Genomic DNA, 15767 nt, shown 5'->3' with positions numbered 1-15767 from the left:
ATACAAAAGGGCATAAGTCCTCAAAATAATATTTTTGCATTTTATTATAATATCATAGCGATTTTGTCAAGTCAATCTTTTGTACCTTTTATAATCCAATAACCTTTTTCTTTGTTCACAACTTCTACTTGACCAAAAATCTCTTCTAAAAAACTAAAAGTAGATGGTGCCCCTTGTTTCTTTTGAATTACAACCCACAATTCTCCCCCTGAAACTAATTTTTCATAGGAATCCTTATAGAAACGAAATATAGTCTCTTTTCCAGCACGAATAGGTGGATTAGTTATAATAGCCGCAAAGTTTGCAGTTTCCACTGCTGACAACCCATCACTTTCATAGATTCGCACATTTTGTACCCCGTTAGCAGCCGCATTTTTTACTGCAAGTTGGATTGCACGTGTGTTAACATCTACTAAATGAACTGTTCTTTCTTCATTTGCTTTTGCAACGGCAAGTCCAATTGGACCGTACCCACAGCCCACATCCAATATATCTCCTTCGAGATCTGGGGCACTAAAAGCATCAATTAATACACGGGAGCCAAAATCTACTTCGCTCTTACTAAATACACCAGCATCTGTTTCAAACCGAAAATTATGACCAAGTAATTTAAAATTCCAATGTTGAGGCTTACTTTCCGTTTGAGGTTTTCTAGAATAATAATGTTCAGACACCGTTTAACCCTCCATCATACATACGAAGAAAAGCCCGTCGTATATAGACGAGCTTTTTCCCCGAGTTGTACCAGAAATTACTTAACTTCTACGTTAGCGCCTACTTCTTCAAGTTGAGCTTTCATAGCTTCTGCATCTTCTTTAGATACGCCTTCTTTAATAGCTTTAGGAGCGTTATCTACTACTTCTTTAGCTTCTTTCAAGCCAAGACCAGTGATTTCACGAACTACTTTGATTACTTTGATTTTTTGGTCGCCTGCAGATGCAAGGATTACGTCAAATTCAGTTTGCTCTTCAGCAGCAGCAGCACCGCCACCAGCTGCAGCAGCTACAGGTGCAGCAGCAGTAACACCGAATTCTTCTTCGATTGCTTTTACTAAGTCGTTTAATTCAAGAACTGTCATTGATTTGATAGCTTCTAAGATTTGCTCATTATTCATTTTATTTTCCTCCTATTATTGGGTATGTTAGGCTATTAGCCGGTTTTTTGTCGAAGAGTTGCATAATGAATTATGCGCCTTGCTCTTCTTTTTGTTCTGCAACAGCTTTTGTTGCAAGTGCGAAATTGCGCACTGGAGCTTGAAGTACAGATAAAAGCATTGAAAGAAGTCCTTCGCGTGATGGAAGTTCTGCAAGTGCTTTTACATCTTCAGCTGAAGATACGTTACCTTCGATGATCCCTGCTTTAATTTCTAATTGTTCGTTCTTTTTAGCAAAATCGTTGATGATTTTTGCAGGAGCAACTACGTCTTCGTTAGAGAATGCAACAGCATTTGGTCCAACTAAGAATTCGTTGATCGCATCAACACCCGCGATTTCAGTAGCACGACGTGTAAGTGAGTTTTTATAAACTTTGAACTCAACGCCAGCTTCACGAAGTTGTTTACGTAATTCCGTAACTTGTGCAACGTTTAAACCACGGTAATCAACAACTACTACTGAAGCAGCAGCTTTAAATTTACCAGCGATATCGTCTACAATTACTTTTTTTGTTTCGATTGCTTTGCTCATCTTGGCACCTCCTATAAGAATTGGCCATTTATACCGACAAAAGAAAAGCCTCTGATCTACGGATAGACACAGAGGCAGAAAGTCATCATCTAATTAGAATCTGAATTTACGTGTCCTCGGTAGGATATTAAGTGACAAGTCACTCCTACTGTCTTCGGTACAAATGTATATTACACAACAAAAGTCATCTTATCAGATAGACTATAGGTTGTCAATTATTATTTTACTGATTGAGCGTCAACTTTAATAGCTGGGCCCATTGTAGTTGTTACATTTACAGATTTCATGTAAACACCTTTTGATGCAGCTGGTTTAGCTTTTTGAATTACTTCAAATACTGCCATGAAGTTTTCTACTAATTTGTCGTCTTCGAAAGAAACTTTTCCGATAGGTGCATGAATAATCCCTGCTTTGTCAGCACGGTATTCTACTTTACCAGCTTTAATTTCTTCAATCGCTTTAGTAACATCAAATGTAACAGTACCAGTTTTAGGGTTTGGCATTAAACCTTTTGGTCCAAGTACTCGACCGATTTTACCAACTTCACCCATCATGTCAGGAGTAGCTACGATTACATCGAAGTCAAACCATCCTTGTTGGATTTTGTTGATATATTCCACGTCACCTACATAGTCTGCACCTGCAGCTTCAGCTTCTTTAAGTTTTTCACCTTTAGCAAAAACTAATACGCGTTGAGTTTTACCAGTTCCGTTTGGAAGTACTACTGCTCCACGGATTTGTTGGTCGTTTTTACGAGTATCAATTCCTAGACGGAAAGCAACTTCAACTGTTGCGTCAAAATTAACTGTGCTAGTTTTTTTAGCAAGTTCAATTGCTTCTTTAGCTGAATACGTAGTATTTTTGTCAACTAATTTAGCAGCTTCTTGTAACTTTTTACCTTTGTTAGCCATTTTAAAATGTCCTCCTTGATAGTGGTTTTAGCGGAATAAACCTCCCACGTGTAAAGGTTGCAGTTATTCTAAGGAACAACTACAACCTTCCAAAAAACAATTGCTTCATATCAAAATCACATAAAGTATTAGTCTTCGATCGTAATACCCATGCTACGTGCTGTACCTTCAACCATCAACATAGCTGTTTCAACAGATGCAGCGTTTAGATCTGGCATTTTTTGTTCAGCGATTTCGCGAACTTTTTCACGTTTAACTGTCGCCACTTTAACGCGGTTCGGTTCACCTGATCCAGATTGAATTCCTGCTGCTACTTTAAGTAACACTGCTGCCGGCGGAGTTTTTGTAATGAAAGTAAAAGAACGATCTTCAAATACAGAAATTTCAACCGGAATGATTAGACCTGCTTGATCAGCAGTACGTGCGTTGAACTCCTTACAGAATCCCATGATATTAACACCTGCTTGTCCTAATGCAGGACCAACCGGTGGAGCTGGATTAGCTTTACCAGCAGGAATTTGTAATTTAACAACTTTAATCACTTTTTTAGCCACGAGACACACCTCCTTAAGTCCGTGATGTGGTAATTGGGTTGCCCCTCCCACTCAAATATCTGTCTCTCAGCTCTGCGCTGATAACATTTAGAAAATTCATGCAGACTTTTTTTCAGTCTGACCTTTGAAATGATACCACTTATCCATTTTTTTAGCAAGTATAAATTATACTTTAATTACTTGTTCGAAATCTAGCTCCATATTCGTTTCGCGTCCGAACATATCTATAGAAACAGTAACTTTTCCTTTTTCTGCCTCGATTGCTTCTACTTTACCTTGGAAATGAGCAAATGGCCCTTCTAGTACTTCTACTAATTCTCCAACTGAGAAATCTACCTCGACTTTGCGATCGTTCATACCCATTTGCTTCAGCATAGATTGAACCTCTTCTGGAGCAAGCGGTGTAGGCTTTGTCCCTCCACCTGATGAACCTAGGAATCCAGTAACTCCTGGTGTGTTACGTACTACATACCAAGCGTCGTCAGTCATGATTAACTCTACAAAAACATACCCAGGGAATGTTTTTCTTGTAACCACACGTTTTTTTCCATCTTTAAAATCTGTTTCTTCTTGTTCCGGGATGAACACTCGGAATATCTTGTCAGACATCCCCATTGTTTCTACACGCTTTTCTAAATTTGCTTTTACTTTATTTTCATACCCAGAGTACGTATGAACGACATACCAATTTTTTTCCATAGTGTCAGGACTAGACGTCCTTCCCTCCTTTTCTAAGACAAATGAAAAAACCCGTTCGTTGACTAAGACGGGCTATTTTCAGATATTTACATGCTACAAACTTATAACTCCAAGTACCAACGGAACAATTCAGAAATACCTAAGTCCACTACTGCAAAGAATACAGCCATTACCGCTACTGTTGCAAGCACAATGATTGTGTACCGTGTTAGCTCTTTGCGTTTTGGCCAACTTACTTTTCTCATTTCTGACCCTACGTTTTTAAAAAACCCACTAATATTAGCCATTTAGTTGAACCTCCACATGAATATCTATCTTCTTACATACTCATAATGTTTGTTTGTGTACTGTATGAGCATTACAATGCGTGCAGTATTTTTTTCTCTCTATACGAACAGAACCGCTATCTTTAGACGCTGGAACTGTATAATTGCGATTACCACATTCTACGCAACTCAAGACGATTTTTTTAGTCATAATCTCACCTTTTTGGTGTATAAGTCTTTTTCAAGATTATCACCTTAGACTTACTGTGTCAACAAAATCCCAAATTATGCATAATTACTTCCAATCTCCATATAACGCTCTAGCTTACGCTTTACTCTTTGCAAGGCGTTATCGATAGACTTAACATGTCTATTCAATTCCTCGGATATCTCTTGATAGGATTGGCCATCTAGATATAAGGAGAGCACCTGCTGCTCAAGCTCGCTTAAAATTTCACCCATTTTACCTTCCATGTAATCATAGTTTTCTCTGTTTATGATTAACTCCTCTGGGTCGTCTACCACAGATCCTGCGATAATATCCATAAGTGTACGGTCCGATTCTTCATCATAGATCGGCTTGTCCAAGGAAATATATGAATTGAGCGGAATATGCTTTTGCCTGGTAGCTGTTTTAATAGCAGTAATGATCTGCCTTGTAATACATAATTCAGCAAATGCCCTAAAAGAAGAAAGCTTTTCCTCTTTGAAATCACGAATCGCCTTATATAGTCCAATCATTCCTTCTTGAAGTATATCTTCCTTATCCGCACCTATTAAAAAATAGGATCTACCTTTCATTCTCACAAATGAACGGTATTTCGTTATTAAATAATCTAGCGCTTCGGTGTTTCCTTGATGAACCATTTCTACAAGCTCTTCATCTAGTAAACTATCCAATTGTTGTAGATTCAGCTCTGTCTTTTCCAATGAAGTCACCTCAGCTAAATTAGACATATTTACCATCAGTATACAGGATTCAAATTTATAGCGTCAATGAGTCATTTCATTCCTCTTCGCCATTTTTCGAAAATTTCCGCTACTTCTTCTGATAAATCAATGGTCGAAGACGGCTTAGCTTCTTGGATATTCTTCACTTTTTTCGTAATATTCGAGGAAATAGAAATCATTTCAATTTCTAACTCTCTTGCAGATTTTCTTAGCGCACCTTGTCCAAATATGACTCGTTGCTCTGTCATATCAGAGGTAGCAACATAAATTTGTACGCGTCTACCACTTAACTCCCGAGTCATCTTTTCAATTCGCTCGTCTGCTGTTTCATTTTTTCTTGTAAAGATAATTTCCACATCATACTGTTTCTTTTTGTTTTCTATACCCGGTACTAGGTGGGCATCAAACACTACAATTACTCGTATACCAGTAAATGCTTTATATTCTGCCATTTGCTCGATTAGTCTATCTCTAGCATCTAGTAATTTATCATTTTTTAGTTTTCTTAACTCGCTCCATGCGCCGATGATATTATAACCATCGACAAGTAGAATCTGCATGATTTTATTGTTTAAGCGGGTTTCTTACGCGCAAAACTTCGTATAGAAGGATTGACGTAGCAACGGACGCATTCAAGCTAGTTACATGACCAACCATCGGCAAATGGTAAAGAAAGTCGCATTTATCTTTTAATAATCGACTCATCCCTTTTCCTTCACTTCCAATAATGAGTGCTAACGGGAGGGTAGCATCCATATTTCTATAATCTGTTGACTTCGCAGCATCTGTTCCTGCAATCCACACTCCGCGCTCTTTAAGCTCGTCCACTGTTTGAGCCAAGTTCCCGGCACGATAAACTGGCACATGCTCAATTGCACCTGTAGATGCTTTGGCTACTACTGCTGTTAACCCAACAGCTCTTCTCTTCGGAATGATAATACCATGTGCTCCTACTGCATCCGCAGTACGCATAATAGAACCTAGGTTATGTGGGTCCTCAATTTCATCTAAAATGATAAAAAGTGGATCCTCTTTTTTACTTGCAGCTAGATTAAATAAATCATCTAATTCTGCATATTTGTAAGCAGCAACTGAAGCTACAATCCCTTGATGATTTGCATCGGTTAGATTATCCAGCTTTTTCTTTGGGACAAACTGAACGATAATTCCTGCTTCCTTCGCCAATTGTATGATTTCTGTAACGCCACTTTTTTGAATACCTTCAGCTATCCAGACCTTATTCATGTCTCTTCCAGAGCGCAGTGCTTCTACGACTGGATTTTTACCAGCAATAATTTCACCAGTTTGTTCGGATTTCTCTATCATTATTTTTTCTCTCCCTTTTGCCCATCGATAAATTCAATGGAAAATCGCAGCACCTCTTGCAAACGATCTGCTTGCTCACTTAAGTATAAGCTACCAATAACAGCTTCAAACGCTGTACTGTAATGATACGTCAAAACATCTGTATTTTTAGGAACCGTTCCAGATTTGGCATTTCTTCCTCTTCTTAAGACAGCCTCTTCTTCCTCAGTTAAGAAATTAGTGTTTAACATTTCTTTAACGATTGTTGCTTGTGCCTTGGCAGACACGTAATTTGTTGCTTCTTTGTGAAGGATGTTTGGTCTAACCCGCCCTGAGCGGATGAGGTGTTCTCGAACTACTTGTTCGAACACCGCATCACCCATATAAGCTAAGGCTAAAGAGTTAAGTTGCTTTACATCAGATAATTTAAATTCCACGAGGGTCACCCACGCTTCCATCGGATACCTTGGGCAGTATCTTCTAAAATAATATTCATTTCCTTCAGCTGATCTCTAATTTCATCCGCACGAGCAAAATTTCGATCTTTTCTCGCTTGGTTACGTTCTTCGATCAGCGCATCAATTTCTTCATCCAACACCTCTTGCTCCTTTGAAAGAGTAATTCCAAGAACTGCAGTTAATAAATCCAAAACGGATATAAATTGATTTAATACTTCTTCAGATGTTTGCTTTTCTAATAGATAAGTATTCGCTAGCTTAGATAATTCAAATAATGCAGCTATCCCATTGGCAGTATTAAAATCATCATCCATTGCCATTTCAAATTGTTGCTTAACCTCTTGTATTTTGTGCAGCCATATATCATGCTGGTCACCTAAATCCGCTGTTGTATTCAAACGGTGAAGTACATTTTCATATGAAGTACGAATACGTTCTAATCCTGCCTCTGCCTGCTCTACAAGCTCTTGAGAATAGTTAATTGGGTTACGGTAATGAACACTTAGCATAAAGAATCGGAGCACCTGCGGGTTAATTTGCTTGCGAATGTCATTCACCAATACAAAGTTACCAAGTGACTTAGACATTTTTTCATTGTCTATATTGATATAACCGTTATGCATCCAATACCTAGCAAAGGTTTTTCCAGTTCTAGCCTCAGATTGAGCAATCTCGTTTTCATGGTGAGGGAAAGTTAAATCCTGACCACCAGCGTGTATATCAATTGTGTCTCCTAAAATCTCACGTGCCATAACAGAGCACTCAATATGCCAACCTGGTCGACCTTGCCCCCATGGACTTTCCCAGAATATCTCACCAGGCTTTGCAGCTTTCCATAGAGCGAAGTCTAATGCGTCTTCTTTCTTCTCTCCACGCTCAATGCGTGCTCCTACCTTTAAGTCATCTACGGACTGATGTGAAAGCTTTCCGTACCCTTCAAACTTTCTCGTACGGTAGTAAACGTCACCTTGTGATTCATAAGCATAGCCTTTTTCTACTAGCACTTTAATAAAATCTATAATTTCATCCATATGTTCCGTTACACGAGGATGGGAGTCTGCCTTTGTGCACCCTAGTGCCTCTACGTCTGCATAATAAGCTTTAATAAAGCGATCCGTAAGCTCTGATACATCTTCACCGAGTTCGTTGGCCGCTTTAATAATCTTGTCGTCTACATCAGTAAAGTTACTTACGAATGTCACATCGTATCCACGATATTGCAAATACTTTCGGACCGTGTCATATACGATAACCGGTCGTGCATTACCGATATGAATGTAATTGTATACCGTTGGACCGCATACATACATTTTTACCTTTCCTTCTTCTATTGGCACAAATGGTTCCTTCTCACGTTTTAGTGAATTAAAGATTTGAATTGTCATGGCGTTTGGCTCTCTCCTTTTCCTCTAGCAATCGAACTATTTCTTCCTGTAGCTGCTTAATCTTATCTTCCATTTCCTTGCACCGATCTGCAAATGGATCAGGAAGATCTTGATGATCTAAGTTTCTTTTTACCTTTTTACCATTTTGAATAACGACTACACCAGGTATGCCAACTACCGTAGAATCTTCTGGTACATCCTTTAGGACGACGGAGCCTGCTCCTACCTTACTGTTGTCGCCGATTGTGATAGACCCCAACACCTTAGCTCCAGTAGCTACTAAGACATTATTCTTAAGAGTAGGGTGACGCTTTCCTTTTTCTTTACCAGTTCCCCCTAAGGTAACACCTTGATAGATCGTACAATCGTCTCCTATCTCACAGGTTTCTCCAATAACCACCCCTGAACCATGGTCGATGAAGAAGCGTCTGCCTATCACCGCTCCAGGATGGATTTCTATACCTGTAAAGAACCTGCTGATTTGGGAGATTAGCCTTGCAAGGAAAAACCATTTCCTCTTATAAAAGACATGTGCTAACCTATGGCTCCAAACTGCATGTAAACCTGCATAGGTTAATATAACCTCCAACTTACTAGTAGCAGCGGGATCCTGTTCAAACACTACCTCTATATCTTCTTTCATCCGCTCAAACACGATAATCACTCCTTTTTTCCATAAGAAAAGCGCAAGCGCCTATGTTTGCCCCGACAGGCAAATGGAGAAAAGCGAGGAGGCAGTTCCTCAGCCACCGCAAACGCTTTTGTTTGCGACGAGCTCGCGCAGGAGCAGCTTTTATCCATTTGCCCCCGAGGGGCAAGGCGCTGAAGCTAGACATCTATTTATCCACAAGTTCAGAATTTTATAATTTCCTAAACAATAAAAAAAGTCTCTGTCTATAAATATAGACAGAGACGCTGTTTTGCGCGGTTCCACTCTGATTGGAAAGATGTTTATCTTTCCCGCTTCACATCTTTAACGCAGATGATACGTCCAGCCTACTAATCGTTCGGCTTGGCGCTCCGAGGTGCATTTCCATAACTCATAGGTTCAGACCACTTTCAGCCGGTGATGGTCCTCTCTAAGGAACTTGCGTTACGTACTTCTCCTCTTCTTAGCTTTCTTTACTTCGTTCATGAATTACACTCATTTTCACACCTTGTAGTGGAAAAGTCAATTTTATTGTTTAGCGTATTTGGAAACTCTTGCAATTACTTTTTCTTTACCGATTAAGCTAATTGCATCCGCTAATTCCGGACCATGTGTTTGGCCAGTAGTTACGACACGGATAGGCATAAATAGGTTTTTCCCCTTATGACCCGTTTCCTTTTGCACTGCTTTAATCGATGCTTTAATTTCTGCTGGTTCAAATGTTTCTAGAGCCTCTAACTGCGCTTTAAAGGCAGCCATAACCTCTGGTACTTGTTCACCAGTCAATACTTCAAGAGCTTCTTCATTATATGCAACATCGTCGTTAAAGAACAATGATGACAACTCAATAATTTCTGCTCCAAAGCTCATTTGATCATGGTAAAGCCCTATTAAATTTGTAGCCCATACTTGTTGCTCCTCAGATAATTCCTCTGGAAGAAGTCCTTCTTTTTGTAGATGTGGCAACGCAAGCTCTACTACTTTTTCTAGTGGAAGTTGCTTAATGTATTGATTGTTCATCCAAGTTAGTTTTTGCTTATCGAACATTGACGGTGATTTGGAAAGACGAGCTACATCAAATTGTTTAATGAATTCCTCTTTAGAGAAGATTTCTTCTTCTCCTTCAGGAGACCAGCCTAATAGAGCAAAGAAGTTGAACATTGCTTCTGGAAGATACCCTAGGTCTTTATATTGTGCTACAAATTGTATGATTGATTCATCACGTTTAGATAATTTTTTACGGCTTTCGTTGATGATTAACGTCATGTGCCCGTACTTAGGATATTCCCAGCCGAAAACGTCAAATACCATTAATTGTTTTGGAGTATTGGATAAATGCTCTTCACCTCGGAATACATGCGTAATCTCCATTAAGTGATCATCTAATACTACTGCGTAGTTATAGGTTGGAATGCCATTTGCTTTGACAAGAACCCAGTCACCAACGTCTTTGGATTCAAAGGACACAGTTCCACGAACTAAATCGTCAAACTTATACGTTACATTTTCAGGCACACGCATACGAATCGTATAAGGTGTTCCTGCCGCTTCCTTCTCTTGTACTTCTTCTTTGGATAGATGTCGGCATTTTCCGTTATACATCGGAGCAGCTACACCATTTTCTTTTTGTTGCTCACGGTCAGCTTCTAATTCCTCAGAAGTACAGAAACATTTATAAGCATGGCCTTTTTCTAGCATTTCCTCTGCGTATTTCGTGTAAATATCTAATCGCTCCATTTGGCGATAAGGTGCATAAGGTCCACCGATATCTACTGATTCATCGTATTCCATTCCTAGCCACTTTAAGTTATCCAGCTGTGATAATTCTCCGCCTTCAATATTTCGCTCAATATCTGTGTCTTCAATACGAACGATAAATTTCCCATTATGGTGGCGAGCATATAAATAATTGAATAATGCAGTACGTGCTCCTCCAATATGAAGATTTCCTGTAGGACTTGGTGCATAGCGTACGCGAACTTCTTGTGTCATTATAAATCCTCCTAATTATCTTACGTTTAAATTAAACCGTTATCTGGAAAGTGGAATTAAACCGTTGATAGACAACGTGATTGTTGCCTGTTTCGCTAAAGTAGTAAACTTTATCTATTCTACCACTGCGTGTAGCATTTTTAAAGCTAGTCTTTTTTCATTAAAAGGATAGTTGCCATCGAAGCAATCCCTTCCCCACGCCCAGTAAACCCAAGCTTTTCGGTAGTTGTTGCCTTTACATTGACCTGAGAGACATCAGCTTGCAGAAGCTCTGCTACTTTTGAGCGGATTTGCTCTATGTACGGGGCCATTTTAGGCATTTGAGCTATTATCGTACAATCTACATTTCCAAGCTTATAGCCTTTTGCATCTACTAGCTTCCAAATATACTCGAGTAATTTCGCCGAATCTGCATCTTTAAATTCAGGATCCGTATCAGGGAAATGTCTTCCAATATCTCCTTCTCCAATTGCTCCTAGCGCTGCATCTGTAATGGTATGGAGTAACACATCTGCATCCGAGTGACCTATTAAACCTCTTTCATAAGGGATCGTTATCCCACCTATGATTAATGGGCGGTTATCTGCAAATTCATGTACATCAAAGCCTTGTCCTATTCTTAACAATTTATTTTTCCTCCTGCTTTCGTTTATTTAAAATTACTTCTCCTAACAATAAGTCCTCTTGAGTGGTTACCTTTACATTATCATAGGTACTCTCCACGATGTGAACATTTCCACCTTGCTTCTCTACTAGCATAGCCTCGTCTGTCCCTAAAAAGGATTCCTGCTCAGCGAGTCTTTCGGCTTTCTCCAATACATCATATTGAAAAGCTTGAGGTGTTTGGATAATCCAAAGACTCTCTCGATCAACCGTTTCCTGTATTATACCATTGTGAACCTTTTTCATCGTATCCTTTGCCCGTACTGCAGCAACTGCTGCGCCAAATTTTTCAGCTGCTTGGACTAGCTGATGAATGATTTCCTGCTGAATGAACGGTCTAGCAGCATCATGCACCAATACAATCCCTTTAGCAGGACTAGCCTTCAAGCCCGCATATACACTATGCTGTCTTTCAGAACCGCCTTCTACAATGGCTGACACCTTTTGGATGGAATATTGCTGAAGCAGCTGTTCTATATATGATTTTTCTTCTTTTTTTATCGCTAAAACAATATGAGCGCAGTCAGGGTCTTGTTCAAAAACTCTAAGCGTATGTATTAAAACTGGTATATTACTTAATTCGATAAAAAGTTTGTTGTGACCTGCTCCCATCCTTTTTCCACTTCCCGCGGCAGGTAATATTACTGTATACAACATTATTTACGTACCTCCTATATTACAAAGAAAAAGGGTATGCTCCACAAAGGAAACATCCCCTCCTACTTATTTAGTTTCTTGGGGTTTCGCAAAGATCATTCGTCCTGCTGATGTTTGGAGAACACTCGTAACTTCTACATTAATAGCTTGTCCGATATAAGCTTTACCGCCTTCTACAACAATCATCGTCCCATCGTCTAAATAAGCTACCCCTTGATTATGCTCTTTACCATCTTTAATCACAACTACATGCATTATTTCCCCGGGAATAACTACCGGTTTAACGGCATTTGCTAAATCATTAATATTCAATACACGAACCTGATGCAGCTCACATACCTTGTTTAGATTAAAGTCATTTGTAACTACTATGCCACCCATTTTTTTAGCTAGACGCATCAATTTTAAATCAACTTCTTGGACATCCTCAAAGTCTTCTTCCACTATTAAAACTGCCGTACTTCTTTCATCCTTTAGTTTGTTTAGAACGTCTAAGCCTCGGCGACCTCTTGTCCGTTTAAGTGTATCAGAAGAATCTGCAATATGCTGAAGCTCCGTTAGCACAAATTGAGGGACAACAAGTACCCCTTCCATAAAGCCGGTTTCAGAAATATCAGCTATTCTTCCATCAATGATCACACTTGTGTCCAAGAGCTTGTAAGTCCCCAATGGTAGAGCTTGTTCTTCTTCCTCTGCTGTTTTTTTCTTCAATGCAGGGAGCTTAGAAGATGGAGTAAACACGTGTAGCAATTCATCTCTCTTTTTATAACCTACCTGGAATCCTAAATACCCTAAAATGATGGTCAATAGAACTGGAGCAACAGACCGAATGACTGGAAATTCAATACTCGATACCGCTGACCCTAAAAAGAAGGCTACGATTAACCCGATGACCATCCCTAACGTCCCAAACAACAAATCACCAATGGGTGCCTTTAATAGTCTTTCCTCCATCCATTTAATGAAATGAATTAAATAATCTGTTAAAAATAGCGCAGCTACATACAGCATGATTGCTCCGATTAATACAGAAACATATACATTGTTAATAAAAGAGTTGTTGGATAAATTAATCAGTTCATATAAGTGCGGTAAGAATAGCAACCCTAATGTACCACCTATTAATACAAAAGCAATTTGAATAATCCACTTTAACAAATATTCCACCTCCGTTTAAATTTTATTATACTTCCTTTTATGGCTCTATGCCTATTTTGACGTATGAGCAAGGCTAACCAATGCAGCAATACAATACTAGTATCAAAAGTTTACTTATACATAGTTTACATTACCACTCAGAAGTATACGTATTTTAGAAAGCAGGTGGCAGTTCCCCACCACCGTATCTTCTCTATTATTACCTCGAGTAGTTTGTCCTACTAGTCAGTTAAGAAAAAGCTTCCTTCATCACTTCATTTACTGATTCTACACCAATGACCTGAAGTCCCTTTGGATAGTCCCAGCCTCCCATATTCGATGCTGGGATGATTGCTCGTTTAAAGCCGAGCTTTGCAGCCTCTTGCACTCTTTGTTCAATCCTCGAAACTCTTCTTACCTCACCAGTTAATCCGACTTCTCCTATAAAACAGTCAGTTGAAGCAACACCTATATCTCTAAAACTAGAGACAATACTTACTAGGACGGCTAAATCGATGGCAGGTTCGTCTAATTTTACTCCACCGGCAACTTTTATATAGGCGTCTTGTGTTTGAAGTAGCAGTCCCATGCGTTTTTCTAGCACTGCCATTAACAAGGAAATTCTATTTTGGTCAATCCCTGTAGCCATTCTTTTTGGGTAGTTAAAGCTCGACTGTGTGACTAGCGCTTGAATCTCTACTAAAATCGGTCTTGTCCCTTCCATAGAAGCGACGATTGCAGAGCCTGCTGCTCCATGAGAACGCTCCTGCAAAAATAACTCAGAAGGATTTAGTACTTCCTTTAGGCCCTGTTGTACCATTTCAAAAATAGCAATCTCATTAGTGGAACCAAATCTATTTTTTTGTGAACGCAATATACGATGATTGTGATGACGCTCACCCTCAAAATATAAAACCGTATCTACCATATGCTCGAGAATCCTTGGTCCGGCGATTTGCCCTTCTTTAGTTACATGACCAACTAAAAAGATCGCAATATTTTTAGTCTTCGCGATACGCATCAGCTCAGCAGTACTTTCACGTACTTGAGACACGCTACCTGGTGCACTCGTTACTTCTGGGTGATGCACAGTTTGTATAGAATCCACGATTACAAAACGCGGACTTACTTGATCGATTGTTTCATTTATCAGCTCTAGATTAGTTTCCGAATAGATATAAAGTTCGTTTGAAGTAACTCCTAGACGTTCTGCTCGGAGTTTCGTCTGGCGGATGGATTCTTCTCCGGAAATGTAGAGGACTCTTTCTCCCTTATTCGCAAGAAGTGCAGAAACTTGTAAAAGAAGCGTTGATTTACCTATACCTGGATCTCCCCCAATTAAAACTAGGGAGCCTGGCACAATTCCTCCACCTAAGACCCGATTCAATTCTACTAAATCCGTCTGTACACGAGGCTCATCGATCGTTTCAATAGATATAATGGGCGTTGCTTTTTGAGTGACTCCAGAGGAATGCTGAAAAGAATGTCTAGGCCCCTTAGAAACAACCTCTACCTCTTCGACCATCGTGTTCCATTCTCCACACCCTGGACATCTACCCATCCATTTCGCAGCCTCATAGCCACATGAGTTACACATAAATTTCGTTTTCTTCTTTACAGCCATAAATTACTCCTCTTCCTTTGGAAAAAATATCTATATTAAGGATATTATATCTCTGTTTTATTTAAACCTTCTTAAGGCTAAGTTTTTTAAAAAAATATTCACCCTACTTGTCCCATTTATACTCATATCTACCTATGGATAAAAAACAGAGGTACACTGCAAAAGAATCTGCGTGTACCTCGAAGTTTAGAATCAGATTATTCACTTACGTTAACAGGCTCGCCTTGTCGGATTGCAAACTCATTATTCACGACATCCATTACGACCGTTTGCCCTTTTTTCACGTTGCCCTTAAGTAACTCTTCGGATAGATAATCTTCTACATGCTTCTGAAGCGCCCTGCGGATTGGTCGTGCCCCATATTCCGGATCAAAACCTTCCGTAGCAATTTTTTCTCTAGCCGCATCTGTCAGCTCCAAGTATATTTCCTGTTCTTTCAAACGGGTAGTCAGCTGATTAGACATTAATGTAACAATTTGTTTCAAGTGATCTTTCTCTAACGCGTGGAACACGATGGTTTCATCAATACGATTCAGGAATTCCGGACGGAATACATGCTTGATCTCGGACAGAATCTCGTTCTTAATCTCTTCATTGCTTCCCTGGTCACTCTCATTTCCAGTCTTAAAGCCAAGTTTGCGGTGTATATCGTGGTTCTGGACGCCGGCATTAGAGGTCATAATTAAAACCGTATTCTTAAAACTTACCCTTCTGCCCTTCGCATCCGTCATATGACCATCTTCCAAAACCTGAAGCAGCATATTAAATACGTCCGGATGGGCCTTCTCAATCTCATCAAAGAGCACAACCGAGTAAGGTTTGCGCCTTACA

20 protein-coding genes and 2 other annotated features are annotated in these 15767 nt (G+C 39.5%); all 20 genes read right to left on the bottom strand.

From position 1 onward, the window contains the following. Positions 1 to 71: 71 nt before the first annotated feature. Positions 72 to 674 carry a class I SAM-dependent methyltransferase gene (locus Q0371_RS15150; protein ID WP_169359377.1) on the bottom strand — a complete coding sequence of 201 codons (603 nt, stop codon included), beginning with the start codon at positions 672 to 674 and terminating at the stop codon, positions 72 to 74. 77 nt (positions 675 to 751) lie between these two features. Continuing rightward, the gene (gene rplL / locus Q0371_RS15145; protein ID WP_169359378.1) at positions 752 to 1114 is read right to left on the bottom strand and encodes a 50S ribosomal protein L7/L12; all 363 of its coding nucleotides are present in this window, start codon (positions 1112 to 1114) and stop codon (positions 752 to 754) included. A gap of 70 nt (positions 1115 to 1184) precedes the next feature. Then, complete coding sequence (rplJ, locus tag Q0371_RS15140) at positions 1185 to 1685, bottom strand: 50S ribosomal protein L10 (RefSeq protein ID WP_169359379.1); 501 nt, start codon at positions 1683 to 1685, stop codon at positions 1185 to 1187. 32 nt (positions 1686 to 1717) lie between these two features. Continuing rightward, positions 1718 to 1861, bottom strand: a sequence feature (ribosomal protein L10 leader region). A gap of 42 nt (positions 1862 to 1903) precedes the next feature. Beyond that, the gene (gene rplA / locus Q0371_RS15135; RefSeq protein WP_169359380.1) at positions 1904 to 2596 is read right to left on the bottom strand and encodes a 50S ribosomal protein L1; all 693 of its coding nucleotides are present in this window, start codon (positions 2594 to 2596) and stop codon (positions 1904 to 1906) included. Positions 2597 to 2724: 128 nt separating this feature from the next. Beyond that, a complete protein-coding gene (gene rplK, locus Q0371_RS15130; protein ID WP_169359381.1) occupies positions 2725 to 3150 on the bottom strand; it encodes a 50S ribosomal protein L11 in 426 nt (141 codons plus the stop codon). Between the two features lie 165 nt (positions 3151 to 3315). Next, positions 3316 to 3849, bottom strand: coding sequence for a transcription termination/antitermination protein NusG (gene nusG / locus Q0371_RS15125; RefSeq protein WP_169359382.1), 534 nt, complete (start codon positions 3847 to 3849; stop codon positions 3316 to 3318). Positions 3850 to 3950: 101 nt separating this feature from the next. Beyond that, positions 3951 to 4136: a preprotein translocase subunit SecE gene (gene secE / locus Q0371_RS15120; protein WP_169359383.1), complete on the bottom strand. Its 186-nt coding sequence runs from the start codon at positions 4134 to 4136 to the stop codon at positions 3951 to 3953. Positions 4137 to 4176: 40 nt separating this feature from the next. Continuing rightward, positions 4177 to 4326, bottom strand: coding sequence for a 50S ribosomal protein L33 (gene rpmG / locus Q0371_RS15115; RefSeq protein ID WP_298472447.1), 150 nt, complete (start codon positions 4324 to 4326; stop codon positions 4177 to 4179). Between the two features lie 74 nt (positions 4327 to 4400). After that, a complete protein-coding gene (gene sigH / locus Q0371_RS15110) occupies positions 4401 to 5072 on the bottom strand; it encodes an RNA polymerase sporulation sigma factor SigH (protein WP_169359385.1) in 672 nt (223 codons plus the stop codon). A 44-nt stretch (positions 5073 to 5116) separates the two neighbouring features. Further along, positions 5117 to 5626, bottom strand: a complete 510-nt coding sequence (locus Q0371_RS15105) for an NYN domain-containing protein (RefSeq protein ID WP_298472443.1) — start codon at positions 5624 to 5626, stop codon at positions 5117 to 5119. 4 nt (positions 5627 to 5630) lie between these two features. After that, on the bottom strand, positions 5631 to 6392 hold the full coding sequence (gene rlmB / locus Q0371_RS15100; RefSeq protein ID WP_169359387.1) for a 23S rRNA (guanosine(2251)-2'-O)-methyltransferase RlmB: 762 nt from the start codon (positions 6390 to 6392) through the stop codon (positions 5631 to 5633). Further along, the gene (locus tag Q0371_RS15095; RefSeq protein WP_169359388.1) at positions 6392 to 6829 is read right to left on the bottom strand and encodes a Mini-ribonuclease 3; all 438 of its coding nucleotides are present in this window, start codon (positions 6827 to 6829) and stop codon (positions 6392 to 6394) included. Before Q0371_RS15095 ends, rlmB begins: the two co-directional genes overlap by 1 nt. Then, positions 6814 to 8214 carry a cysteine--tRNA ligase gene (gene cysS, locus Q0371_RS15090; RefSeq protein ID WP_169359389.1) on the bottom strand — a complete coding sequence of 467 codons (1401 nt, stop codon included), beginning with the start codon at positions 8212 to 8214 and terminating at the stop codon, positions 6814 to 6816. Before cysS ends, Q0371_RS15095 begins: the two co-directional genes overlap by 16 nt. After that, positions 8195 to 8869: a serine O-acetyltransferase gene (gene cysE, locus Q0371_RS15085; protein ID WP_169359390.1), complete on the bottom strand. Its 675-nt coding sequence runs from the start codon at positions 8867 to 8869 to the stop codon at positions 8195 to 8197. The genes cysS and cysE overlap by 20 nt, the downstream gene beginning before the upstream one ends. Before the next feature lie 250 nt (positions 8870 to 9119). Further along, positions 9120 to 9337 (bottom strand) — a binding site (T-box leader). A gap of 54 nt (positions 9338 to 9391) precedes the next feature. Beyond that, positions 9392 to 10855: a glutamate--tRNA ligase gene (gene gltX / locus Q0371_RS15080; RefSeq protein WP_169359391.1), complete on the bottom strand. Its 1464-nt coding sequence runs from the start codon at positions 10853 to 10855 to the stop codon at positions 9392 to 9394. A gap of 146 nt (positions 10856 to 11001) precedes the next feature. Further along, positions 11002 to 11481, bottom strand: a complete 480-nt coding sequence (gene ispF / locus Q0371_RS15075) for a 2-C-methyl-D-erythritol 2,4-cyclodiphosphate synthase (protein WP_298472439.1) — start codon at positions 11479 to 11481, stop codon at positions 11002 to 11004. Position 11482: 1 nt separating this feature from the next. Further along, a complete protein-coding gene (gene ispD, locus Q0371_RS15070) occupies positions 11483 to 12175 on the bottom strand; it encodes a 2-C-methyl-D-erythritol 4-phosphate cytidylyltransferase (protein ID WP_169359393.1) in 693 nt (230 codons plus the stop codon). 66 nt (positions 12176 to 12241) lie between these two features. Continuing rightward, the gene (locus Q0371_RS15065) at positions 12242 to 13333 is read right to left on the bottom strand and encodes a PIN/TRAM domain-containing protein (RefSeq protein WP_169359394.1); all 1092 of its coding nucleotides are present in this window, start codon (positions 13331 to 13333) and stop codon (positions 12242 to 12244) included. A gap of 229 nt (positions 13334 to 13562) precedes the next feature. Then, on the bottom strand, positions 13563 to 14936 hold the full coding sequence (gene radA / locus Q0371_RS15060) for a DNA repair protein RadA (RefSeq protein ID WP_298472435.1): 1374 nt from the start codon (positions 14934 to 14936) through the stop codon (positions 13563 to 13565). A 197-nt stretch (positions 14937 to 15133) separates the two neighbouring features. Further along, on the bottom strand, positions 15134 to 15767 hold a 634-nt coding region (locus Q0371_RS15055; RefSeq protein WP_298472433.1), incomplete at its 5' end, for an AAA family ATPase.

The sequence above is a fragment of the uncultured Psychrobacillus sp. genome (assembly GCF_938022135.1).
Taxonomy (GTDB): domain Bacteria; phylum Bacillota; class Bacilli; order Bacillales_A; family Planococcaceae; genus Psychrobacillus.
The sequence above is the reverse complement of the archived record's forward strand: the minus strand, read 5'-3'. Positions and strand labels throughout refer to the sequence as shown.